The organism is Myxococcus sp. CA023 (assembly GCF_010998615.1).
In the GTDB taxonomy this organism is placed as follows: Bacteria; Myxococcota; Myxococcia; order Myxococcales; family Myxococcaceae; genus Myxococcus.
Genome location: NZ_JAAEAH010000008.1, coordinates 75565 through 98035 on the forward strand (window position 1 = coordinate 75565; position 22471 = coordinate 98035).

At 67.3% G+C, this 22471-nt stretch carries 18 protein-coding genes and 1 pseudogene; 10 read left to right on the plus strand and 9 right to left on the minus strand.

The window, feature by feature from the left end; genetic code table 11:
• Positions 1-56: 56 nt before the first annotated feature.
• Positions 57-776: a YsnF/AvaK domain-containing protein gene (locus tag F8M74_RS05140; protein WP_228559304.1), complete on the minus strand. Its 720-nt coding sequence runs from the start codon at positions 774-776 to the stop codon at positions 57-59.
• A gap of 34 nt (positions 777-810) precedes the next feature.
• On the minus strand, positions 811-1197 hold the full coding sequence (locus F8M74_RS05145; RefSeq protein WP_216619862.1) for a hypothetical protein: 387 nt from the start codon (positions 1195-1197) through the stop codon (positions 811-813).
• A 336-nt stretch (positions 1198-1533) separates the two neighbouring features.
• Here F8M74_RS05145 and F8M74_RS05150 point away from each other — a divergent pair, with 336 nt between their 5' ends.
• Positions 1534-2436, plus strand: a complete 903-nt coding sequence (locus tag F8M74_RS05150) for a YsnF/AvaK domain-containing protein (protein WP_171410199.1) — start codon at positions 1534-1536, stop codon at positions 2434-2436.
• Between the two features lie 60 nt (positions 2437-2496).
• Here F8M74_RS05150 and F8M74_RS05155 read toward each other — a convergent pair whose 3' ends face one another.
• The 5 genes from F8M74_RS05155 to F8M74_RS05175 all read right to left on the minus strand — a co-directional run bounded on the left by F8M74_RS05155 (position 2497) and on the right by F8M74_RS05175 (position 7741).
• The gene (locus tag F8M74_RS05155) at positions 2497-3942 is read right to left on the minus strand and encodes a serine/threonine-protein kinase (protein WP_216619863.1); all 1446 of its coding nucleotides are present in this window, start codon (positions 3940-3942) and stop codon (positions 2497-2499) included.
• 119 nt (positions 3943-4061) lie between these two features.
• Positions 4062-4358, minus strand: a complete 297-nt coding sequence (locus F8M74_RS05160; RefSeq protein ID WP_090488079.1) for a hypothetical protein — start codon at positions 4356-4358, stop codon at positions 4062-4064.
• A 70-nt stretch (positions 4359-4428) separates the two neighbouring features.
• Positions 4429-6252, minus strand: a complete 1824-nt coding sequence (dnaK, locus tag F8M74_RS05165) for a molecular chaperone DnaK (RefSeq protein ID WP_141253389.1) — start codon at positions 6250-6252, stop codon at positions 4429-4431.
• Positions 6253-6257: 5 nt separating this feature from the next.
• The gene (gene grpE, locus F8M74_RS05170; protein ID WP_141253390.1) at positions 6258-7139 is read right to left on the minus strand and encodes a nucleotide exchange factor GrpE; all 882 of its coding nucleotides are present in this window, start codon (positions 7137-7139) and stop codon (positions 6258-6260) included.
• Between the two features lie 92 nt (positions 7140-7231).
• On the minus strand, positions 7232-7741 hold the full coding sequence (locus F8M74_RS05175; RefSeq protein WP_141253391.1) for a transcriptional regulator: 510 nt from the start codon (positions 7739-7741) through the stop codon (positions 7232-7234).
• A gap of 217 nt (positions 7742-7958) precedes the next feature.
• Between F8M74_RS05175 and F8M74_RS05180 the strand changes: the two genes are divergently transcribed.
• Complete coding sequence (locus tag F8M74_RS05180) at positions 7959-9980, plus strand: lamin tail domain-containing protein (RefSeq protein ID WP_216619865.1); 2022 nt, start codon at positions 7959-7961, stop codon at positions 9978-9980.
• A gap of 19 nt (positions 9981-9999) precedes the next feature.
• Here the strand turns inward: F8M74_RS05180 and F8M74_RS38420 are convergent, their stop codons facing one another.
• Positions 10000-10131 carry a hypothetical protein gene (locus tag F8M74_RS38420; protein ID WP_255470708.1) on the minus strand — a complete coding sequence of 44 codons (132 nt, stop codon included), beginning with the start codon at positions 10129-10131 and terminating at the stop codon, positions 10000-10002.
• Between the two features lie 1011 nt (positions 10132-11142).
• Here F8M74_RS38420 and F8M74_RS05185 point away from each other — a divergent pair.
• Positions 11143-11948: pseudogene (locus tag F8M74_RS05185) on the plus strand (IS5 family transposase).
• Positions 11949-12055: 107 nt separating this feature from the next.
• Positions 12056-12580, plus strand: coding sequence for a DUF1993 family protein (locus tag F8M74_RS05190; protein WP_141253393.1), 525 nt, complete (start codon positions 12056-12058; stop codon positions 12578-12580).
• A gap of 507 nt (positions 12581-13087) precedes the next feature.
• Here F8M74_RS05190 and F8M74_RS05195 read toward each other — a convergent pair.
• A complete protein-coding gene (locus F8M74_RS05195) occupies positions 13088-13495 on the minus strand; it encodes a hypothetical protein (RefSeq protein WP_153881089.1) in 408 nt (135 codons plus the stop codon).
• Between the two features lie 261 nt (positions 13496-13756).
• Between F8M74_RS05195 and F8M74_RS05200 the strand changes: the two genes are divergently transcribed.
• From F8M74_RS05200 to F8M74_RS05225, 6 genes are read left to right on the plus strand one after another with little or no spacing between them, the layout of a single operon-like run.
• Positions 13757-14449: an RNA polymerase sigma factor gene (locus tag F8M74_RS05200; protein WP_171410510.1), complete on the plus strand. Its 693-nt coding sequence runs from the start codon at positions 13757-13759 to the stop codon at positions 14447-14449.
• Positions 14446-15204 carry a hypothetical protein gene (locus tag F8M74_RS05205; RefSeq protein ID WP_228559306.1) on the plus strand — a complete coding sequence of 253 codons (759 nt, stop codon included), beginning with the start codon at positions 14446-14448 and terminating at the stop codon, positions 15202-15204. Before F8M74_RS05200 ends, F8M74_RS05205 begins: the two co-directional genes overlap by 4 nt.
• Positions 15201-16934 (plus strand): caspase family protein, encoded by a 1734-nt coding sequence (locus F8M74_RS05210; RefSeq protein WP_141253397.1) that lies wholly within the window; start codon positions 15201-15203, stop codon positions 16932-16934. Before F8M74_RS05205 ends, F8M74_RS05210 begins: the two co-directional genes overlap by 4 nt.
• Before the next feature lie 11 nt (positions 16935-16945).
• Positions 16946-18808 carry a hypothetical protein gene (locus tag F8M74_RS05215; RefSeq protein ID WP_228559308.1) on the plus strand — a complete coding sequence of 621 codons (1863 nt, stop codon included), beginning with the start codon at positions 16946-16948 and terminating at the stop codon, positions 18806-18808.
• A 46-nt stretch (positions 18809-18854) separates the two neighbouring features.
• Positions 18855-20480: a hypothetical protein gene (locus F8M74_RS05220; protein ID WP_141253399.1), complete on the plus strand. Its 1626-nt coding sequence runs from the start codon at positions 18855-18857 to the stop codon at positions 20478-20480.
• A 30-nt stretch (positions 20481-20510) separates the two neighbouring features.
• A complete protein-coding gene (locus F8M74_RS05225; protein ID WP_228559310.1) occupies positions 20511-22388 on the plus strand; it encodes a hypothetical protein in 1878 nt (625 codons plus the stop codon).
• Positions 22389-22471 lie beyond the last annotated feature (83 nt).

Here is a 22471-nt window from a genome sequence, read left to right on the forward strand (position 1 = left end):
GTCAAGCGTGCAGCCGTCCCGAGCCCCCGTCACACACCCCCTGTGCGGCGCGTCAGTCAGGAGTGCAGCCCGTCCAACGGGCCGTCGTGGAGCACCTCGCCCCGCCCCTCCACCTCCGCCGTCTCTTTCCGAACGGTGGCGTGAACCTGCCGGAGCACCTCGTCGGTGTAACGGGAAACCGCAACCTCCTGCCAGACATGCACGGACCTGGTGACCTCCACCCGCTCCTCACGCAGGGGGATGACGAAGGTGCCCGCCTCGAAGGGTACCAGCCCCTCCAGCACCGGCCGGGCGGACGCCACGGCCTCTGGCGCCGGCGGACCCTCGGCGTCCACGGCCTGTTCGGACACCCGCTCCACCACCAGTTCCTCGCGGCGCACGGGCACGGAGAAGTGCCGCACCTCCGTCCGCACCACCTTGTGGATGCGCACCTGTCCCGCCTCGTGCACCACCACGTGAGGATGGGCCTCCTCGCGGGCCAGGGGCACCACGAGTTCGCCGGGCGTCGCGAACTCGGCGGAGAGCACGGACTCGGGGTGACCTGACCGCACCTGCGCCGGACCGTCGTGCGCCGGTGACACCTCGTCCCGCGTCAGTCCCAGGTGCACGTCCTCTCCGCGCACGTCCACCACGTCGCCGTAGCGCGCGGTGAAGGACTTCAGCCGCAGCAGCCCGCCTTCGATGGCGAAGGTCTCCCCGCCACACCCCACCACGGTGCCCAACCGGGTCCCATCCGCCGTGAAGACCCGCATCCCTTCCCGTACGTCCGTGCGCATCGGAGGACTCCTCTCGTGTGCTGTGGTTCGCGACTCACGCCAGCGTGGGCAACCCGGGCTCGTTCCAGGGATGCTCCCGGCCATTCGGCCCGCGCCGCAGCACCCGCTCCAGGGGCGTGCTGGGGCGCTCCGGGTCCGTGTCCGTCTCCAGCGCCGCGGGCTCGCGGGCGGCGGGCGGCGGGGTGGGCACCAGGGCCAGGACTGGAAGCGGCCGGAGCCGATGGCGCGCGAGCCGGCCCGCCACCAGGGCGCCCAGCATCCCGGAGGCGCAGGCCACGCCCACCACGGGGCCTCGCAGGTCCGGGCGGAGCAGCCGGTGGATGCCACGCACCACCAGGTGCGCCCCCACGCCGGCGGCCGCGCCGCCCACCCACGAGTCACTCCAGCGCCACGGCTCCCAGGTTCCCTGCCTGCTTCTCATGACGGTCTCCCGTTGGGTGCTCACGGCACGCGGCCCGGACGCACCTCGCTTGAAGATGGGGTGGGCCGCCGCGCCCTGAGAAGCCCCGGACCACGGCCGCCGGCGGTGTCGCCAGGGCAGGCGAAAGGACAGGCGGGCGTTCGGGCGGGCAGGCACGGTGCCAAGCCAACTGGCACTGCGTCCTCGGCCCCTGACACCGAGACCAAGCGCTCACACCTTCCATCATGACCGGGGTGGAAACCCCAGGGCCTCGCGCTCGCACGCGGGGCCTCCACCAGCGCCGGGGTCCAAGGTGTGGCCAGCAGGTCCACCCACCCCGGTCACGAGGAGCCAGCCATGTACCAACGCAGCGACGTCAACGAAGGGATGGTCGTCCGCAGCATCGACGGCGAGAAGCTCGGCAAGGTCTTCGCCGTCGGCGACGGCGAATTCCACATCGAGAAGGGCCTCTTCTTCCCGAAGGACTACCTGGTCCGGTACTCGGAAATCAGTCGCATCGACGGCTCGGAAATCATCCTCAGCCACGGCAAGGAGATGCTGAGCCGGCTGACGGGTGAGGACCGCACGGGCACCGTCGCCGGCACGAGTGGCGGCGCGGGCGTGGGTCCGGGCGCGGTGGGACTGGGCGCCGACCGGGCCGCGGCCCGCGCCAGCACGGGCATGGACGCCACCACGGACACGGTGGGCCGTAAGGGCGCCTACGACACGGGCTACGACACACGCCTGGGCACGGACGCCCGCTACGGCACCGGCGTGGACACGGACACCGCGGGCCTCAAAGCCACGGACACCGCGGTGGGCGCGCGGGACATCCACGGCCGAGAGGAGGACATCACCATCCCCCTGCACAAGGAGGAAGTGGACGTGCTCAAGCGGGACGTCCAGGCCGGTGAGGTCCGCGTCCACAAAGAGGTGGTGGAGGAGGACCGGGAGATGGACGTGCCGGTGCGCCGCGAGCGCGTCCGCGTGGAGCGCCGGGACGTGAGCCCGGGACGCCCGGCGATGAATGCCTCATTCCAGGAGGAGACCGTCGTCGTCCCGCTGCGCACCGAGGAAGTCGAAGTCCAGAAGCGCGCCGTCGTCGACGAGGAGGTCGTCATCCACAAGGACGAGGTGGATGAGGAGCGCCACATCTCCGAGCACGTGCGCCGCGAACAGGTGGACATCCGCACCGAGGGCAGTGACGAGCGGGCTCGTACGCTGAACGCGCCCTCCGACGACCCACTCAAGCGCGGGTAGTGAGCGAGCTGCCCCGGCCACTCTCTCCTCCCGGGAGGGGCCGGGCCTTCCCCCTCGCCGTCAGGGTGAGGACTTCCGGAGCCGCGGTCGCATGATGGGCGTTTCATCCTGGGCCCGCCCTCCCGCGGAGGCAGGCCCGGAGGGCGGGCGGTCCAACCGCATGAACTCACGATGCCGGTCGGGGAAGTGCTTCGCCATGAGCCGCACCAGTTCCGAGTCGTTCGCCGGACGGCAGGCATCCGCCAGCCGGTCCGCCATCTCCCGCGCGCTGCCGAAGCGCGCCTCGGGGCGCTTGGCCAGTGCAGTCTCCAGCACGTCCCAGAGCGCCCGGGAGATGTGCGAAGGCCGCGGCGGAAGGGACTCTTCGCAGATGGCGTGCATGGTGGCCAGCTCGTCGGGCTTCTCGAAGGCCCGCGCGCCGATGAGCGACTGATAGAGGACGAGCCCCATGGCGAACAGGTCGCTGCGCGCGTCCAGCCTCATGCCGCGCGCCTGCTCGGGGGACATGTACAGCGGCTTGCCCTTCACGATGCCCGGCAGCGTCACCGTACGCTGGGCGCGGGCCTTGGCCACGCCGAAGTCCAGCACCTTCACCCGCCCGTCGAACCCCACCATGAGGTTGTGCGGGGACAAATCCCGGTGCACCAGCTCGAGCGGCGCGCCGTCCTCGCCCTGCAGCACGTGCGCCGCATGCAGCCCCGCCAGACCCTGGCACACCACGGCCACCGCGTGCGCCGTCTCCAGCGGGCCCTTGGCCGCGCGGAGGAGCCGCTCCAGGTCCACGCCGCGCACCAACTCCATGGCGATGTAGTACGCGCCCTCCGCCTCGCCGAAGTCGTAGAAGTGCACCAGGTTGGGGTGGGAGAGCCGCAGGCCGATGCGGGCCTCGTCCAGGAACTGCTGGACGATGGAAGGGTCCGAGGACAAGTGCGGGAGGATGCGCTTGAGGGCCACCAGCCGGCCCAGGCCCTCCGGGCCTCGGGTCCGCGCCACCAGCACCTGCGCCATGCCCCCGGTGCCCAGGGGCGTCACCACCTCATAGCGGCCAATGTGGCCCCGCGAGGCCGTAGGCGGCTCCCCGGTGAGCGCGTCCAGCCGCTCCAGCGCGCCCTTGCCATCCGTCAGCGCGAGGAAGCCCAGCACGGCGCTGTCGAGCTGCTCGCCAATGGCCTCCACCAGCTTCATCACCAGCCCGCCGCCGCCGTCGAAGGCGCCCTCCACCACCAGCCCCAAGCCCCCCAACTCCAGACTGCCCAGGGCCAGTCGCGCGCAGAAGAGCGTCCGGCCGTCATCCAGCTTGTGGACACCTCGCCAGTGCGCCGCCTCCAGGACGTCCACCCCGGGCTCGCCCAGCACCCGCGTCAGCACCGGGCCTCGCGTCCCTCGCAGGGACACGAAGCCCGCGCGCGCATGAACCAGCCGGGCACACTGCGTGAGAAACACGTCGAGCCCGGAGTCCAGGGCCAGGCCCCGCTCCAGGCAGTCCTCCAGGATGACGTCGGCCATCCGATGCACGGAGACCAGACCCCGGAGAAAAACGACCTCTTCCTCTAAAGAGGGAAAATCCACGGGCCCATTCAACACCCGGGACGTCCTTTTCAGGAAACCCGGAACCTCCGAGACGGCTACACGCGCTCCCGGTCCTTCAACGGCGCCACGGCCGGAAGGTGCTCGGGCGTGCCGGAGCGGAGCGACCGGGGCAGGTGGTCATCCATCAGCCCGTGCACCTCCAGCACGCGCTCCAGGTGCGCCACGCGCTCGCGGAGCAACCGCACCTCCATGCCGCCGTGCTGGGATTCCTTCAAACGGATGAAGGCCTCCACCAGGGGCTTGAGGGAGAAGCGAAGCGTGAGCCCGAAGAGGGGCACCCCCACCACCATGGCGGTGATGAGGAACATGACGATGCCTTCGGTAACGTCCATTGATGCGCTCCAGGGGGACTGACTGCGCGGCAGGCAGTCTACGCTGGAGCGCGGAGGCGATTGCGAGCGTTCAGCTCGCCTGGCCCGTGTAGATGGCGTCCGCGATGCGGTAGGCGCTGCCTTCCAGGCGCTGGAAGGACTCCTTGAGCACCGCCACGTCGGAGGTGTTGAGCACCTCCTTGAGGCGCTCCAGGTCCGCCTTGATTTCCTCGCGGTCCTTCTCCGACAGGAGGCTCGCGTACTCCTCCAGGCTCTTCTCCGTCGTGTAGATGAGGCCGTCGGCGTTGTTGCGCAGCTCCGCCAACTCCTTCTTCTTCTTGTCGTCGGAGGCGTGCGACTGGGCGTCGGAAATCATCGCCTGGATTTCCGCCTCGGACAGGCCGGAGTTGCTCACCACGCGCACCTGCTGGACCTTGCCGGTGCCCAGGTCCTTGGCGCTGACGTGGACGATGCCGTTGGCGTCGATGTCGAACGACACCTCGATTTGCGGCACACCGCGCGGCGCCGGGGGAATGCCCACCAGTTCGAAGCGCGCCAGCGTCTTGTTGTCCGCCGCCATCTCACGCTCGCCCTGGAGCACGTGCACGCTCACCAGCGGCTGGTTGTCCACGGCGGTGGAGAACACCTGGCTCTTCTTGCAGGGAATGGTGGTGTTCTTGTCGATGATTTTCGTGAAGACACCGCCGGCCGTCTCGACACCGAGCGACAGCGGCGTCACGTCCAGCAGAAGGACGTCCTTCACCTCGCCCTTGAGCACGCCACCCTGGATGGCCGCGCCCACAGCGACGACCTCGTCCGGGTTGATGCCCTTGTGAGGCTCCCTGCCGAAGAACTCCTTCACCTTCGCCTGCACGCGCGGCATGCGCGTCATGCCACCCACCAGCAGCACCTGGTTGATCTGCTGCGAGGGAATGCCGGCGTCCTTCAGGGCAATCCGGCACGGCTCGATGGTGCGGTCGATGAGGTCCGTCACCAGCGCCTCGAAGGTGGCGCGGTCCACGGTCTCCGTGAGGTGCTTGGGGCCGGAGGCATCGGCGGTGATGAACGGCAGGTTCACCTCCGTCTCCGGCGCGCTGGACAGCTCGTGCTTGGCGCGCTCGGCGGCTTCCTTCAGGCGCTGCAGCGCCATGCGGTCCTTGCGCAGGTCCAACCCGTTGTTGGATTCCGCGAAGCGCTTGGCCAGGTAGTCGATGAGGCGCTGGTCGAAGTCCTCGCCGCCCAGGAACGTGTCGCCGTTGGTGCTCTTCACTTCGAACACGCCGGCGTTCAGCTCCAGGATGGAGATATCGAAGGTGCCGCCGCCCAGGTCGTAGACGGCGATGCGCTCGGTGCCACCCTCCTGCACCTTGTCCAGGCCGTAGGCCAGGGCCGCAGCGGTGGGCTCGTTGATGATGCGCAGGACATTGAGCCCGGCGATGCGGCCGGCGTCCTTGGTGGCCTGACGCTGGCTGTCGTTGAAGTAGGCGGGGACGGTGATGACCGCCTCGGAGACCTGCTCACCGAGGTAGTCCTCCGCCGTCTGCTTCATCTTCATCAGGACGATGGCGGAGACCTCAGGCGGGCTGTAGCCCTTGCCGCGAATCTCCACCCACGCGTCGCCGTTGGGGCTGGAGGCCACCTTGAAGGGCGACACGCCAATGGCCTTCTTGCCTTCGGGCGAGTCGAACTTGCGGCCGATGAGCCGCTTCGCCGCGAAGACGGTGTTCTCCGGGTTGGTGATGGCCTGCCGCTTGGCAATCTGCCCCACCAGGCGCTCGCCGGAGTCAGTGAAGCCCACCATGGAAGGCGTGGTCCGGCTGCCTTCGCTGTTGGGGATGACCACCGGCTCGCCGCCCTCCATGACGGCGACGCACGAGTTGGTCGTCCCAAGGTCGATTCCAATCACCTTGCCCATGTTGGTTACTGACTCCCCCCGGAAGAGTTCTCGGACTGCGCGGGCGCGGCGGGCGCCTCGGTGTCGGTCGTGGCGGTGGCGGGCTCGGCGACGGCCGGCGGCTCCGCGGCGGCCACAGGCTCGGCGGGTGCGCGCGCGACGACGACCATGGCCGGACGCACCAGCCGCTCATTCAGGTAGAAGCCGCGCACGACTTCGTAGGCCACGTGGCCGGCGGGGACGTCCGCCGTCTCCACCTGCTGGATGGCCTCGTGGACGCGCGGGTCGAACGGCTGACCCTTGGCGCTGAAGCCCTTCACGCCGTGGCGGCCCAGCGCGTCCTCGAAGGACTTGCGCGTCATGGCCACGCCCTTCTCGAAGCTGTCCAGGTCCGGCGACTTGGCCGCGGCGTCGATTGCGCGGTCCAGGTTGTCCATCACCGGGAGCAGGTCCTTGAGCAGCTTCTCCGAGCCGAAGCGCTGGACCTCCTCCTTCTCCTTCTGCGCGCGCTTGCGGTAGTTCTCCAGGTCCGCGGCGTGACGCACGGTGCGCTCCTGCGCATCCTTCGCACGCTCGTGGGCCTCGCGCAGGCGCTCCATCGTCTCGCGCCCCTTCGCCTGGCTGAACTCGAGCTGGGCCTTGAGGGACTCCACCTCCTGGCGGAGCGCCGCCACGTCCTCGGACGGGGGCGCCTCGGCGTCAGACGGCGGAGAAGCGGTGTCAGCGGGGGACGCGGACGCTTCGGCCTCCACCGGGGTGGACCGGCCTGAAGCCTCCACCTCGATGACGGTCACCTCGTCCTCTTCGTCTATGTGACGCTCGACACTGCGAACCGCCGCGTCGATGACGTCCTGCCCGATGTCTGTCTGGATTCTGCTCTTGTCGTTCGAGCCGGCCACGGCGCGCACTATCTCACGCGCCGCGGGACCTTCCAAATGGCGAGAAGGACAAAGGAAACCGGCCTGCCCCCGGGCAGGCGGGCTTCACGCCCAGCGGAACTTCACGCTCCGGCGGTGGTCTTGGCGGCGGGCTTCTTGGACCGGCCAATCGTCTTCTTGGAACCCGAAACAGCCTTCTTCGCCGTCTTCGTGGCGGCGCCCTTGGCGGCGGGCTTCTTTCGGCCAATGGACTTTCCCCCAGCCTTTTTCGCGGCGGGGCGGGAGGCGCTGGCCTTGGAGGCCTTGGCCTCGGCTGCGGGCTCGGCTGGCCCCTTGGCGGGGCGCGAGGGGGGGGCCTGCTCGCCGCCCTCCTCGTTCGTGAAGGCGCGCTCGACGGCGCCCTCGACCTGACGCACGGCGACTTCAATCTTCTCCGCCGCCACCTTGCTGGTGCTGGCGGCCCAGGTGCGCAGTTGCTCCAGGCCTTCCTTCACCTTGGCCTGGTTCTGAGGGTCCTTCACTTCCTTGAGGAGGCGCTCAGCCTCGCCGCGCAGGTCATCGGTGGTGCGCTTGAGCTCGTCACCGGTGCGCTTGAGGAAGTCCATCAGCTGCTTGTCCCACTTGTTGGCCATGTGCTGTCTCCTCCATGGGGCAGTCATCCCCCCCGAAAACCATTCCACTCCACGGCTGCCCGGAGCGCAAAACCTTCCAGCGCTTGCTTGAAACACGAACGATGTCGGCGGCCATTGCCTTTCGTGCCACGCGCCTCGTGCATGCGGGCGTCCGTCGAGGCTAGAGTGGGCGCATCGCGTGCCCCACTCCTCGAGGCCCGCGCTGGAGCCCGCCGACATGCCGTTTTTCCGAATGGCGGGGATGCTCGCCGTCCTCACCCTGCTGTGCGCCTGCTCCGAGGGACGTGGAACCTCGGGAGCGCCCCGTCTGCCCGCGGTCGAGCTGTCTCCGACGACGGTGGGCCTTGCCTACGAAGCCATGTTCACCGCGTCCGGGGGCGAGCCGCCTCTGCGCTATACGGTGTCACCGCCGCCGGCGGGCTTCTCCTTCTATACGGGAGAGGGGCGGCTGCTGGGCCCGGGCAGCGAGGCCGGTGACTTCTCCATCACCGTGACGGTGCGGGACGCGGACGGCTTGGAGAACGTGCGCACGTACGCGCTGAAAATCTATCCACGCCCCGAGGTCACCAGCGACGGGCTCCCCGCCGCCACAGAAGGGGACAGCTACGAGCACGTCCTGGTCGCCACCGGCGGGCGCCCTCCCCTTCAATGGGAGTTGGTGGCGGGCTCGCTGCCCACGGGCATCGCGTTGAGCCCCGAGGGATTGCTGACGGGGCAGGCCCAGGGACAGGGGACCTATCCCGTCACCCTGCGGGTCCACGACGCCCATGGCGCCGAGGCCGAGGTCCAGCTGGGGCTGGAAGTGGTGGGGCCCGGGCAGACGCCGGATGGGGGAGCGCCGGATGGGAGCTTCCCGCTGTCGGTGGGGAACTGGAACATCGAGTGGTTCGGGGACCCGGTCTATGGGCCCAACGACGAGCCGTTGCAGTTGGCCAATGCCCAGGCCGTCATCGCCGACGCGGGCGTGGACTTCTGGGGACTGGCGGAGATTGTCAGCACGGCGCAGTTCAACGAACTGAAGGCGCGGCTGCCGGGCTACGACGGCTTCCTGGCGGATGACGGCTCGCGGGTGTCGTCGGGGACGAGCTACTACTCGGCCAACGAGCAGAAGGTGGGCGTGCTGTTCAAGTCGGACGTGGTGCAGGTTCTGCGGGCGGACGTGGTGCTGCTGAACCACGACTACGACTTCGGCGGGCGCCCTCCGCTGCGAGTGGACCTGCGCATCCAGCGCGGTGGTGCCAGCGTGGACGTGACGGCGTTGGTCATCCACATGAAGGCGCTCGCCGGTCCCGACGAATACGCGCGGCGCCTGTCGGCCGCCGGGTGGCTCAAGGACTACCTGGACCAGCGCCTGCCCACGCAGCGAGCCATGGTGGTGGGTGACTGGAATGACGACGTGGACGTGTCCACGACGACCAATCCCAGCACTGGGCTGAAGTATGAATCGCCGTACCGCAACTTCGTGAGCGACTCGGCCAACTACAAGTTCACCACCCAGGCCCTGTCCGAGGCAGGCATTGGCAGCACGGTGAGCCGCAGCACGTTCATTGACCATCAGCTCGTCACCAACGAGCTGTGGGCCGGCTACGTCCCCAATTCGACCCAGGTGCTGCGGCCGAGCATCACGGGCTACCGGGACAACACGTCCGACCACTACCCCATCATCAGCCGCTTCAACTTCGGCAATGCGGGAGGCGGTGGAACGGGGACGGGCGGGACGCAGTACAAGGTGTTCATCAACGAGTACCTGCCGCAGTCGCACAACAAACCGGGCACCACGATGCCGGATTATGACCAGCAGTTCGTCGAGTTGGTGAACACAGGCACCACGGCGGTGGACCTGGGCGGCTGGAAGATTCACGACGCCAGCTCCTACGCGGGCGAAGACGACACGCGGCACGTGTTCCCGGCGGGGACGATGATTCAGCCAGGCAAGTCGTACGTCGTGTACTCGGGCCCGACGGCGGTGCCCGCGGGCGTAACGAACGCCACGGCGGCCTCGGGAGGCGGACTGTATTTCAACCGGGGCGTCAACACGGGCAGCAGCGGAGACACCGTGCTCCTGGTGCGGCCTGACAACACCGTGCAGGACAGCGCGGGGTATCAGGACACGGCGGTAGGCATCTCCTACAACCGGAGCCCGGACGGGAGTTCCACCGGGACGTGGGTGCCGCATACGCAGCTGTCACCCAGCGTTGAGGCTTCGCCTGGGCGGCGGGTGAACGGCACGGCGTTTTGATAGAGGCAAACTGTTCCCCTTAGTTGTTGAAGCAGAGAAACGTGCTCAGCCGCACGCCTCGCTGCGAGGAGAACTCCTTCTGCGTCAGCCCGCTCGCCTCGATGGCTTCGGCGCCCCGGAACCACTCCTGCTTCTCCACCGGCTTCGACATACACTCCAGGGTCCACGGCGCCGACTCCTCACTCAACGCCTCTCAGCACGTCGTTGGCCGGACGGATACGCTGCACCGCGGCGGCGTTCATGAAAGAGTCCATACCTCTCTCATGAATGGGGCGGATGGCAGACGATGCAATGAGGGCCTGTCCGCTCAGCCCTCCGTCGCCCATTCCCTCTTCGGCCTACCCCTGACGCAGCAGTGATAGCTCAGGAGTTTTGTCGCGTGACAGCCACGAGGACTCCAAGCTTGTGTAGGTGCAGCGCAATCCATCTCGCCTCGGTCTCTGTACCCGACCAGAGTTCATTCAAAGGTGCGCGTAGCAGGCGTGCGGCCGCGTTGAGATCAAGCCCAAGCAAACGCCTCATCTCCCTTACGGCATTGTTGCGGTGTGCCGCATCCAAGAGGTGCAAGCTCCATTGCCCCTGAGCCTCAATGAATGCACTGCGGATCTGCTCAGACGGGAATCCGATGTAGTCCTCTTCCACAGCATTTCCACAGTGCCCACAGTGCAGCCCCCGTGACCACCGCAATTCCTTTCTTGAACCGATGGACTGAACGACGATCCATTCAACGCCACGGCCACACACTGAGCAATTTCCGTCCTCGCGGATCACTCAATCCATCCCTTCTCTCATTTAATTATATCCAAAAACCCATAAAATCCCTCATGGGGAATGTACTTATCCGCTTGTCGCGGACACTGCTGTCGCGTCAAGGAGTTGAGTCTCCTCACGAGAATGACTTCCGGTGGCCCGGCTCCGTGATGGCATTTTCGGAACCTCCGCTCGTGAGCTCCTCAACCAGTGCGCGCGAAAACAGGCGTCCATCCCTCAAATAGCATGCGCGGCAACAATCAGGCCTGCCTCTGGCCCCCCCGTCCGTTCGGACTTCCATGGTTACTGGGACTACGTCCTCAAGCCCCAGGTGACTAAGAACTCCTTTCAAAAATAGTCCCGAAACTCCGCAGGGATGCGTTCGCCTCCGGGCATGTGCAGCTTGCCGGGCATGAGGCGGGAGCTGGTACCTGACGCGCTCTGGAAGCGAGTCTCCCCGTTGCTGCCGCGCCAGATGCGCAAGACGGCGCGCGGGCGGCCGCGGTGCGACGACCGCGCCGCACTGCGCGGCATCATGTTCATACTGAAGACGGGCATTGCCTGGGAGGATCTGCCGACCGAGGTGTTCGGTGTGAGCGGCATCACCTGTTGGCGCAGGCTGGACGCGTGGACTCGCGCTGGGGTCTTCGAGCGTCTCCAGCAGCAGTTGCTCGACGAGTTCGGCATGAGAGGCCGCATCGACTGGCGGCGCGTGGCCTTCGACTCCGGGAGCATCCGGGCGAAAAGGGGGGCCCCAAGACCGGCCCGAACCCCACGGACAGAGGGAAGAAAGGCACCAAGCACCATGTCGTGACGGACCGGAAGGGCAGTCCGCTGGCAGTGCTGCTTTCCGCAGCGAACGTCCACGACAAGAAGTGCGCTCTGCCGCTCCTCGATGCCATCCCCTCCGCGCACAACGGGCGCCGAGGCCGGCCACGAAGGCGCCCGGAGAAGGGGCATGGCGACAAGGGCTACGACTTCAAGGACATCCGGCGAGGGCTCCGGCGGTGACACATCATCCCGCGCATTGCCCGCCGGGGCATCGAGCCGAGCGAGCGACTGGGGCGGTACCGCTGGGTAGTGGAGCGCACACTGGCATGGCTCCACAACCTCAAGCGGCTGCGAGTGCACGAGGAGCGTCGGGACGACATCCACCTCACCCTCCTCCAGATGGGCTGCAGCCTCATCATGCAGAGGAGGCTTGCCCGGCATTATTGAAAGGAGTTCGCCACGGACGGCTTCGAACGCCCGGTTCTTGCTGCCGTGGTCGTTCGGGCGCATGCTGAAAAGGCGGAAACGCGAGCGCCAGAAAGCGAGGGAATCCGATGGCGACATCACTCTACGACCTCAGCGTGCCCACCTTCCTTCAGACCGTGAGGGCCGTCGCAGGCTTTCTCGACCGTGCGGCCAAGCACTGCGCTGAGACGGGTGTTGATCCCGACGACTTCGTGAACGCGCGCCTTTTCGACGACATGGCGCCCTTCCACTTTCAGGTCGAAGCCACATGTCACCATTCCGTGTGGGGGGTGGAAGCCCTTAAGACCGGTGTGTTCGCCCCGCCGGCCTTAGTCGGACCGGTCCCTTTCGCCGACCTGCAGGCGATGATCGGCAAAGCGGAAGTGGCGCTGGAGGCGTTCACGCCCGACGAGGTTGACCAATGCGCGGGCAAGAACCTGGACCTTCAGATCGGGCCGCGGAGGCTCGCCTTCACGTCGGAGACGTTCATTCTCTCGTTTTCCTTGCCGAACTTCCATTTCCACGCCGTCACTGCCTACGACATCCTCCGCTCGCGCGGTGTACCGCTCGGCAAGCGTGATTACGAAGGCCGGCTGCGCACTAGATCAGCCTAAGAACTCCTTTCAAAGGAGGCTTGCCCGGCATTACTGAAAGGAGTTCTAAGCAATTTCTGATCGAACCCCTACCGTTGGCGTCCTGCTTCGCCACCAAGTTGCGCTGCGCGTCATAGCTATCTGTCTCTGTGTTACAGTGCATCCACTGTGCATCCCTGTGGCCGACCAAAGTAGCGCACCCCCACATCAAGCTCGGACTCTGAGAGCATTTTAAGTGCTGACCGTAAGGCACGGTGCGCAGACACTTCTGACGCAGGCGCTGTTTTCAGAAATCTCAAAAACTCTCTTCTGACTTCTCCAGTCATGACTGCACATTCCATAGGAGCGCCATCTTCATCAATACCTACATATTCTCTCGGGCCAATCGAGGCCAGAAATCCAAAAAGCTCCCCCCACCAGGGATGCCACTCTCTTGCATCCAATGGGCTAACAAAAAAGAAACGAACTCTTCCGGTGGCGTGGGGGAGTTCGACTCGAATGGTGGCTATCGCTTGGGCATTCATCGCTTTAAAAAGCCTCTGGCAGCGCCTCAATCACAGCCGTCCTATTGAGCATAGAAGCAGCTCCTGTCTCAAAAATGGTCTCAAGGAGATCTGGCATATCTGGGACAGGCTGGGTCCTTACGAGCTTGTTACTTCGTAGCGTTGCCATTTCAGAGCGCTGCAACGCAACCACCACCCCACCAACCTCCCCGCCCTCGCGCTCCATGGCTCGCTTCACAAAAAATTCCGTCGTGGACAAACCGGCCGCTGTAAAGAGCCGCTTCGACTCCAAAACCTTGAAATCTGTAACGCGCTGTTGGGTTGTCCCGTGCACGAACACCTCGAACAGCTCATCAAATTTAGGTGCAATACCTTCTTTGACGAATGCACTTAGGTGCGCTGGAGGCGGGTGGAGAAGGCGGTGGTCCACCACCCCGGCGGCAGCCCAGGGACTGAACCCATCCGACCATCTTCGGCTGCTCGATCGCCTCCGCCACGCCTGGGTAACCCTGCACCCCACATGGCTCCTCCCCGTCCCGAGCGGGAATCGTCAGACGGGCACACAATGAAAATGCGCCCCATCCGTTATTAGGCGCGACCCATTTTGCGACCCTGTTCCGTATCCCATTTTGAAGGGATGACGGACGGCCGGGCATTGGGCTCGAGCCGGCTCGCGACGAGGGACGGAGCTACCGTGCTGCCTGGAAACGACCGGTCCGTCTTGGAGGCTTTCCGCCGGGGGGAGACGTCCGTCCTCACGCAGGTGTACCGAACCTATTCGCCGGAGGTGCTCCGCTACCTCTCGCGAAAGTTCGCGGTGGGCACGGATGGGGGGACGCGGACCGCCGCGTTGTCCGCGCTGGATTTGGACGCCGCCCATCAAGAGACGTTCGTCCGGGCCTTCCGGCCCAACATGCGGCAGGCCTATGACGGGGTTCGCCCCTACCTGGGCTTCCTCCTCACGGTGGCGCGCTCGACGGCCATCGACCTGATGCGCGCGTCGGGACGCGTGTCCCGCGAGGCCGTCCCCATGGACGACGCGCCCGAGATGACGCACCTGCCCACCGAGGACCGGACGCCGGAAGAAGAGGCCCTCAGCACCGAAGTGCGCGACCTGGTCCGCGCCTTCCTCGACACACTCACGGACGAAGGCCGCGCCCTGGCGCAGCTGCGTTTCGTGGAAGGACTTTCGCAGGAGTCCGCCGCCCAGCAGCTCCAGCTCACTCGAGGCGAAGTCCGGGTGCGCGAGCGGCGGATGCGGATGCAGTTCACCGAGCATTTGAAGGACTCGGGCTGGCTGGACGCATCGGCCGAGCCCGGGCGGATGGAGCTGGGAGTCCTCCTGGCCTCGCTCGCCTTATGCGCAATAGGGAGCATGCCCTCATGAGGTGGTACGAGAGACATATCGACGCCAGCCTGACCCGGTGGTCGCTGGGAGACCTGTCCTCCCACCAGTCCGCTCGCCTGCTGCGCCACGCCCACGCCTGCCAGCGCTGCGGCACCCGCTACGAGCGCTGGGCCCAGGCCCACCGCGCCCTGGAGGGCAATGACATCCACGCCCCCTCCTCCGTGGAGCTCCAAGCATTGTCACTCGGAGGACTGGAGGCCGCCCTCGCCGCGGCCGCGCCTGAACAGACTCCGTCCCGGTGGCCCTCCCTGGCCCTGCTCGGCGGCGCGCTGGCCGCTGTCTTCCTCGCGGTGGTGCTCGTCCCCACCGCCACGACGACGCCCGGCGAGTTCGTCGCCCGCGGCGAAGGCACCACGCCGCCCGGCGTCGCCCTGCGAATCTTCTGCGCCACCCCGGGCCAGGCCCTGCGCGAACTGCACGCCGGAGATGCCTGCCGCGCCGGTGCCATGCTGGCCTTCGCCGCCGGTGGACATGCGCCTTTCACCCACGTCGCGGTCCAGGTCCGTGGCGCCAAGAAAGCGGAGGTGACAGCCGGTCCCTTCGCCCTGTCTGGAGGCTTGGGCAAGGAAGCCCCCCTCGAGCTGACCGTGCCCATGCCGGAAACGGCAGGCACCGTCGAAGTCGTCGCCGTCTTCGCAGGCAGCCCGGCCGAGTCCCTGGCGACCCTGCGCGGTGAACAGACAAAGGGCACGGTGGTGCTCAAGCAGTCAGTGAGGGTAGAGGAAGCTCCATGAAAAAACTGGGAGTGCTCCTCGGCGCCGCGGCACTGCTGCTGGCCCGTGGTGCCTCGGCCGAAGCCGTGGTTCGCCGCGCCCTGGTCATTGCCCATAACGGGAGCGACGACCCGTCGCTCCCGTCGCTGCGTTTCGCAGACGATGACGGCGTGCTGTGGGCGGAGACGCTTCAACGCCTGGGCGTGGAGACAACGCTGCTGGTAGACCCGGACGAGGCGACACGCGCCACGGCCCGGCCGGTGCTCGCGGGCGCCCGGCCCCCAACGCCAGACGAGGTGAAGCGAGAGGTCGCACGCCTCCGCGCGGCCAACCTGGTGGACCATGAATTGGGACGCCAGACAGACGTGCTGCTCGTCTACGTGGGCCACGGCAACACAGACGAGGCCGGACGCGCGTACTTCACCCTCTCGGGTGGACGTTTGGATAAAGCAAGCCTTTACGCGGACGTGGTGGATCCGCTCGGCGCCGGCTATGTCCACCTCATCGTGGACGCGTGCCGCGCGTCTGGCGTCGTGGGCAGCCGCGGCGGTCAGACGGACGCGGCGGTACTCGCGGAGCTGCGCGGCATGCTGGCCCGTGAGCAGCTCGCCACCCGGCCCACCGTGGGCGCCGTGTTCGCGGAGAGCGACGACGGCGAGACGCACGAGTGGTCTCGCATCCGCTCGGGCGTCTTCAGCCACGTGGCCCGCTCCGGCCTCATGGGCGCGGCGGACATCAACGGCGACGGCAAGGTGGAGTACAGCGAGCTGGGCGCCTTCGTCACCGCATCGCTCCAGGGCGTGAAGGGCCTCCCCGCGCGCCTGTCGCTCCACGCCTTCGCCCCCACCCGCGAGCCCCGGCGTCCGCTGGTGGGCCCCGCTCCAAAGGGCCCCAGCCTTCCGCTGCCCGCGGGGCTCGAGCACTCGCGCATCTCCGTCGAGGATTCAGACGGACGGCGGTTGGCCGACGTGCGCCGCTCCGAGGACCAGTACGTGCTGCTGCGCCTGCCCGAGCGCGACGTGTATTGGATTCGCACGCCCACGCAGGAAGCCCGCATCACCCTGGCCAAGCTGTCCACCAACAGCATCATCGACATGGGCGACCGGGAGCTCCAGGAGCGAGGCCCCGCCGAGGAGGCCCTGCGCAAGGGCTTGTTCGCGGTGCCGCTCGACAAGGATTTCTACGAGCGCTACGTGGCGGCCACCGGGCTCGCGCCCGTGGGCGTATCCCAGGCGTTTCCTCCAAGCGCGGGCGGCGCCTTCCCGCGGTTCATGGCGCGGCGGCCCGACACCTTGGCGGGTTGGGACCTGGGCTGGACTGGGCAGCAGGCACCGCTCGGATTGAGCACGCTGGCCACCGGCCCCACGGTGACGTGGCGGCGCGAGGCCCCCCTGCCGTCGCTCTACTACGGCGCGCGCGCCGCCTATGGCCTGACGCCCCTGGCCACCGACGGCATCCGCACCCACCGGGGCGCCCTGCTAGGGATTCTGGGCGCGCAGGCCCCGGAGCACCTGCGCGTGCCACTGTTCCTGGAGGCGGGCGCGGGCTGGGGCTTCCTGGGAATCTCGCGCGGACAGGTGCGTATGGGTGACCCCACCGTACTCTCCACGTACACCGCCGCGGGGGTGACGGGGGCGCTGGCGGGTGTGCGGCTGCGCCTGGCGGCCACGCTCACCTATGACCGCGTCACCCTGGACCAGCGCAATTACTGGGACCGCGCCTTCGGCTTCGAGCTGGCGCTGCGACGCTGAGAGAACTGCTCATGAAACGCATGTGGATGGCGATGCTCGTGCTCGTCACGGGGTGTGACGGCATCGAGTTGGACCGGCTCGTCCGGCAGTACCCGCCGCTCACCCGGCTGGAACCCGAGCCCGCAGGTGGCAACTGCATTCATGGTGGCCATTTCGTCCGCACGGGACTGGACCGCAATGACAACGGCGTGCTCGACGACGACGAAGTGACGCGCACCGAATACGCGTGTGTCACCTCCATCCCAGGCGTGCTGGTGCGCGTGCAGGACGAGCCCCCCGGCGAGAATTGCACCGAGGGCGGCAAGGTGTACCGCGCGGGCCAGGACACGAACGGCAATGCCGACCTGGAGGACAGCGAGGTCAGCCGCCAAGTCTACGGCTGCGCCAGCTCGGAGGCCGTAGTCACCCGCGTGCGCGCCCGAGAGCCGTTCGTCTTCCCCTGCGGCGAGCACGGCGCCGTGGTGGAGGCGGGACAGGACCAGAATGGCAACGGCGTGCTGGACGACTCGGAGGTCCGGGCGACGTCCAACCTCTGCGTGCTCCCCTACGAGGTCCGGCTGCGCCAGTCACCGGCTCCCGCGGGCAACGCGTGTCCCACGCCCAGCACCCAGGTGGACGTAGGCACCGACGGGGACGCGGATGGCCTGTTCGAGGAGAACGAGGTGATGTCGTCCATGTTCGTGTGCCGGCCCCTGCACACGCTGGAGGGCAACTACCACGTGCGCAACGCGGTGGACCTCGTGGCGCTGGAGGGCATCTCCCGCGTGCGCGGCAACCTCTACTTCGACTCCGGATCCGCCACGGAGGCCGTCCTCCCCGACTTGATGATGGTCGAAGGGGCGCTGACAATCATCGACACGTCGCTCGAACGCGTGAAGATGCCCTCGCTGCGCCTCGTGGGAAGCTCGCTCACCATCGCCAGAAACCCCGCGTTAACCATGCTGACCCTGGGCAGCGGCAGCCTCGCTCCGCTCCGGGTCTGGGGAGAATTCAACCTGGTATCCAATCCGTTACTCCCCACGCTCATGGGAGTGAGAGCGGTCCTTCCCAGCCACAACATCCTCCTGCGAGACAACGATGCCCTCGAAGAGGGTTACTTCGCGTTCATCTCCGCGAACCTTGGCAACATCACCCTGGAGGGCAATGCGAGGCTCTCCACCCTTCCCTTCCGGCACCTCGAATGGGTGGGCGGCTCCCTGAACATCATCGGGAATTCCTCCTTGAGCACCCTGAGCGGAACGGTGTTGCAAAAGGTCGTGGGAGACCTGGTCATCGAGGACAACCCAATCCTGACCGCGTTGTCTGGCATGCCCGTGCTGACATCCATTGGCGGTGGCCTCCGCGTACGGGACAACGCCAATCTGCGCTCGGTCCAAGGCATGGACGAACTCACCCAGGTGGGCACGCTCGAATTCGAGCGCAACCCGGCGCTGGAAGCCGCGGGGGAGTTCCCCAAGCTGGCGCGCGTCACCTCCGGCATGCGGTTCAATGCCAACGCCGTGTTGAAGGACCTGTGGGGGCTCCAGAAGGTGCAGAACAGCGGTTTCCTCTTCATCGGCAACAATCCACAACTCTCCCGGCTGATGGGCTTCGACCGGCTGCTCTCGCTGAAGGTGCTGACATTGGAGAACAACGCGAGCCTCACCGACCTGTCGGACCTCGCCCTCCTCCATTCGCTGGAAGAGCTGCATGTGATCTCCCATGAGAACCTGCTGCGCCTGGACCTGAACGCCCTGGAGAACGTCACCCTCATCTTCACCGTCACGGAGAACCCCCGGCTCCCCACCTGCCTGGCCGTGTCGCTCGCCGCACGGGTCAACACGGGCGGCGCGCCGGAGATTCGCGGCAACGACAGCTCAACCCCCTGCGATTGAAGGCCTCCCAGCGGCGACTCCCGTCACGAGGAAGAGAGAAGCACCCATGCGATGGACCTGGATGGCGGTTGTCATGCTGGCGGCGGGCTGTGACGGCATCAACCTGCGCGAGCTCGTCACGCAGCACGAGGCACGCACGCGGGTGGACCCCGAGTCGGCCGGCGACCGCTGCCCGCTCGGCGGCAGGGCCTTTCTCGCGGGCCTGGACCTGAACGACAACGGCGTGCTCGACGACACCGAAGTCACGAGCACCGAGTACGTCTGCACCACGCCCACGCCCGGGGTGCTGGTGCACATGCAAGACGTGCCGCCCGGTGAGCAGTGCCCTCACGGCGGCCACGTGTCGCGGGCGGGCCAGGACGTGAATGGCAACGACGTCCTGGAGGACGGCGAAGTCACCCGGGAGGTGTACGGCTGCACCGAGCCAGTCTCCCCGCGTGTGATTCACCGAAGCCAGCATCAGCCTCCGTCGGCGACAGTCCCTCCGTGGCTCTGTAGCTGGGGCCGCACCTGGGTGGAGGCCGGCCCTGACGCGAACGGCAATGGCCTCCTCGATGAAGACGAGGTCCGCGCCATGGAGAGCGTCTGCGTGGAGCCGACCCGGCTCATGGTCGTCTACGTGCCCGAGTTCGCCGGAGCGGCCTGCCCCCAGGGTGGCACGGGCATCCGGCTAGGCGTGGATTCGAATGACGATGGCATGCTCTCGGGGCCCGAGGTCCACAAGACCGCCTTCGTCTGCGAGGCCCTGCACACGCTCCACGGCGACTACACCGTGCGGACCCCCGCGGACCTCGCCGCGCTCCAGCGCATCTCCCGCATCCAGGGGTCGCTCCTGCTCAACGACGCGTCCATCACCGAGCTGAGCCTGCCGGGGCTCGCGGTGGTGGACCGCACCCTGCGCCTCTGGAACAACCAACTCCTGACCCAGGTGGACCTGCCCGTCCTGCGCTTCGTGGGCGACGACCTCGATGTGACAGCCAACCCCGCGCTGGACAGGCTGCAAGCGGGCGGCGCCGACCATCAACGGCTGTTCGTGGGCCAGGGCGTCGTCGTGAGCCACAACGACCGGCTGCGCAGCCTGAGCGGGCTCGTGAGCGTGTCGCCTCGGGAGAGCCTGCTGGTGGTGGGCAATGATGCCCTGGCGTTCCACCCCAAAGAGGATTCCGTGCTCGTCAACGTCGACAACCTCATGGGCTCGCTCACCGTCACCGACAACAACGTGTTGCAAGCGCTTCCCTTCTCGAACCTCTTCCATGTCGGCGGCACCGTCCGCGTCTCGGGGAACCCGGCGCTGCGCTCCCTGGAAGGACTCTCCCCGCGGAGCATCGGCGGCGCGCTCGTCATCAGCGAAAACGAGGCCCTGCAGGCGATCTCCAGCCTCGCGCCGGTCCGTCACCTGTCCGAGCTGCGCGTGATGGGAAACCCCGCCTTGACGACCCTGGAGGGCCTGAGCGGCCTGAGTACACTCGCTTCGCTTCGCGTGTCGGACAACGCGAGCCTCACCCGGCTGGGCCTGACCTCGCTGCACCAGGTCGGCCAAGCCTTCGACGTCACGGATAATCTCGAACTCCCCTCATGCCTCGCGACGGCGCTCGCGTCCGCCGTGTACACGGGCGACGCCGGGCAACTCCACATCAGCGGCAACGACGACACCGCCACCTGCGGTGAGTGACGCTCCGAAAGGCTCCTCAAGATGAGATGGATGTGGACGTTGGCGCTGGTCCTGGCCGCCGGGTGTGACGGCATTGACCTGCGCCGGCTCGTCGAGCAGCACGAAGCGCGCACCCGCGTGGCCGACGAGCCCTCCGGCACGAACTGCGAGCACGGCGGGAAGGCCGTGCGCTCGGGGCTGGACCGGAATGATGACGGCGTGCTCGATGACGACGAGGTGACGGGCACCGAGTACATCTGCGCCACGCTCTCGCCAGGCGTGCTGGTGCGCACGCGGCAGCTCCCTCCCGGCGAGCCCTGTGCGCTGGGCGGGCAGCTCACCCTGGCGGGGGCCGACCTGGATGGCAACGGCCTCCTTTCGGATGACGAGGTGACGCGCGAGGTCCACGGCTGCATGGAGCCGGCGCCCGTCCTCGCCCGCGTGCGCCCGCTGCCGACCCAGCCCTTCGTCTGCCGGTATGACAACGCGCTCATGGAGGCCGGCGTGGACCTCAATGGGAACGGCGTGCTCGATGACAACGAGCTCCGGGCGGCCGCCCGCTTCTGCGCGGACCCCGTGGTGACGCTGCTGCGCCAGCGGCCAGAGCCCGCGGGCCCGAACTGCACCACTGGAGGCACCCAGGTGGAGGCAGGCGCGGACACCAACCTGAACAGGGTGCTCGACGACACTGAGGTTCTCGCGGCCGCCTTCGTGTGCCAGCTGTCGGCAGCCCATGACGGGATGTACGCGGTGGAGAACGCGGCCGACCTGGAAGCGTTGAAGTCGCTCTCCATCATTCGCGGTGAGCTCTCCATCGAGAACACGGATGTCACGACGGTGGTGCTACCCGGCCTCGTGTCGGTGGAAGGTCCGCTGTCCATCCACGACAACCCGGCGCTGACGCGGGTGGAGCTGTCTGGGCTTCGCTACGTGGGAGGAACGTTGAGCATCCGTGGCAGCAACCCGCTCAACGAGGTGCGCGTCGGACCGCAGACGATGGAGGCGCTTCCAGCCGTTCGCGTCGACAGCTTGACGCTCTACTCGCTCCCCGCCTTGTCGTCCCTGAGCGGCGTGGCCGCCGTGGCGCCCCTCTTCGACCTCACCATGTGGAATACCGGCGTGCAGTGGAGCCCCGACACGTTCCCCCACGTCCAGGTGCTGGCGGGCACGCTCACCGTCCACGGCAACCCCGTGCTGGAGAAGCTGCCGGTGTCCCGTCTGACAGAGGTAGGAGGGAGCGTCACGATTTCGGGCAACCCGATGCTTCAGTCCCTGGAGGGGCTGGGACGTTTGACGAGAGTCGGCGGTGGGCTCGACGTCTCCAACAACAACGCCCTCACGCACCTCACCGGGCTGGAACACCTGACGGTGGTGAAGGACCGCATCAACGTGATGAACAACGCCCGGCTCCTGGACCTCCGCTTCGATGCCCTCTCCGAAACAGGCGCGCTCGCCGTGGCGGGCAACGCGCTGCTGGAGCAGGTGGGCCCGATGCCGTCGCTGTTCCGGGTACATAAGGACGTCATCCTGGCGGAGAACCCACGGCTGCTGCGCGCGGCGGACCTGCCGGAGCTCCAGAGCATGGGTGGCGCGTTGTTCGTCAACCTCAACCCGCTGCTGGCGGACCTGTCTGGCTTCCAGCAGGTGACTTGGATGAGCGGCCTGTACGTGACGGGCAACGACGCGTTGACGAACCTGGGAACCCTGGGCTCGCTCCACACCGTGGGCACCCTGAAGGTGCGGGGGAATCCAGTGATGACGGCGCTGAGCCTGGATGCACTCGCGCGCGTGCGCGATGCGTTCGTCGTCACGGACAACCCCCGGCTCCCCTCGTGCTGGGCCACGATGCTCGCGGACGACGTCTACACCGGGCCGCCGGAGGAGCGCCTCATCGGGAGCAACGACAGCATCACGCCTTGCCACCTCTAGGCTGGCCGGAAGCGCGCGGCCCGGGACAGTGCTTGCCCGTGCGGGAAGCGCGGTCCTACAGTGTCGGCCTCCACCAAGGCCGC

What these genes read in the sequence shown, in the direction of transcription:
- F8M74_RS05140 (WP_228559304.1), bottom strand. Translation starts at nt 776, where the DNA reads ATGCGCACGGACGTACGGGAAGGGATGCGGGTCTTCACGGCGGATGGG.
- F8M74_RS05145 (WP_216619862.1), bottom strand. Translation starts at nt 1,197, where the DNA reads ATGAGAAGCAGGCAGGGAACCTGGGAGCCGTGGCGCTGGAGTGACTCG.
- F8M74_RS05150 (WP_171410199.1), top strand. Translation starts at nt 1,534, where the DNA reads ATGTACCAACGCAGCGACGTCAACGAAGGGATGGTCGTCCGCAGCATC.
- F8M74_RS05155 (WP_216619863.1), bottom strand. Translation starts at nt 3,942, where the DNA reads ATGGCCGACGTCATCCTGGAGGACTGCCTGGAGCGGGGCCTGGCCCTG.
- F8M74_RS05160 (WP_090488079.1), bottom strand. Translation starts at nt 4,358, where the DNA reads ATGGACGTTACCGAAGGCATCGTCATGTTCCTCATCACCGCCATGGTG.
- dnaK (WP_141253389.1), bottom strand. Translation starts at nt 6,252, where the DNA reads ATGGGCAAGGTGATTGGAATCGACCTTGGGACGACCAACTCGTGCGTC.
- F8M74_RS05175 (WP_141253391.1), bottom strand. Translation starts at nt 7,741, where the DNA reads ATGGCCAACAAGTGGGACAAGCAGCTGATGGACTTCCTCAAGCGCACC.
- F8M74_RS05180 (WP_216619865.1), top strand. Translation starts at nt 7,959, where the DNA reads ATGCCGTTTTTCCGAATGGCGGGGATGCTCGCCGTCCTCACCCTGCTG.
- F8M74_RS38420 (WP_255470708.1), bottom strand. Translation starts at nt 10,131, where the DNA reads ATGTCGAAGCCGGTGGAGAAGCAGGAGTGGTTCCGGGGCGCCGAAGCC.
- F8M74_RS05190 (WP_141253393.1), top strand. Translation starts at nt 12,056, where the DNA reads ATGGCGACATCACTCTACGACCTCAGCGTGCCCACCTTCCTTCAGACC.
- F8M74_RS05205 (WP_228559306.1), top strand. Translation starts at nt 14,446, where the DNA reads ATGAGGTGGTACGAGAGACATATCGACGCCAGCCTGACCCGGTGGTCG.
- F8M74_RS05210 (WP_141253397.1), top strand. Translation starts at nt 15,201, where the DNA reads ATGAAAAAACTGGGAGTGCTCCTCGGCGCCGCGGCACTGCTGCTGGCC.
- F8M74_RS05215 (WP_228559308.1), top strand. Translation starts at nt 16,946, where the DNA reads ATGAAACGCATGTGGATGGCGATGCTCGTGCTCGTCACGGGGTGTGAC.
- F8M74_RS05220 (WP_141253399.1), top strand. Translation starts at nt 18,855, where the DNA reads ATGCGATGGACCTGGATGGCGGTTGTCATGCTGGCGGCGGGCTGTGAC.
- F8M74_RS05225 (WP_228559310.1), top strand. Translation starts at nt 20,511, where the DNA reads ATGTGGACGTTGGCGCTGGTCCTGGCCGCCGGGTGTGACGGCATTGAC.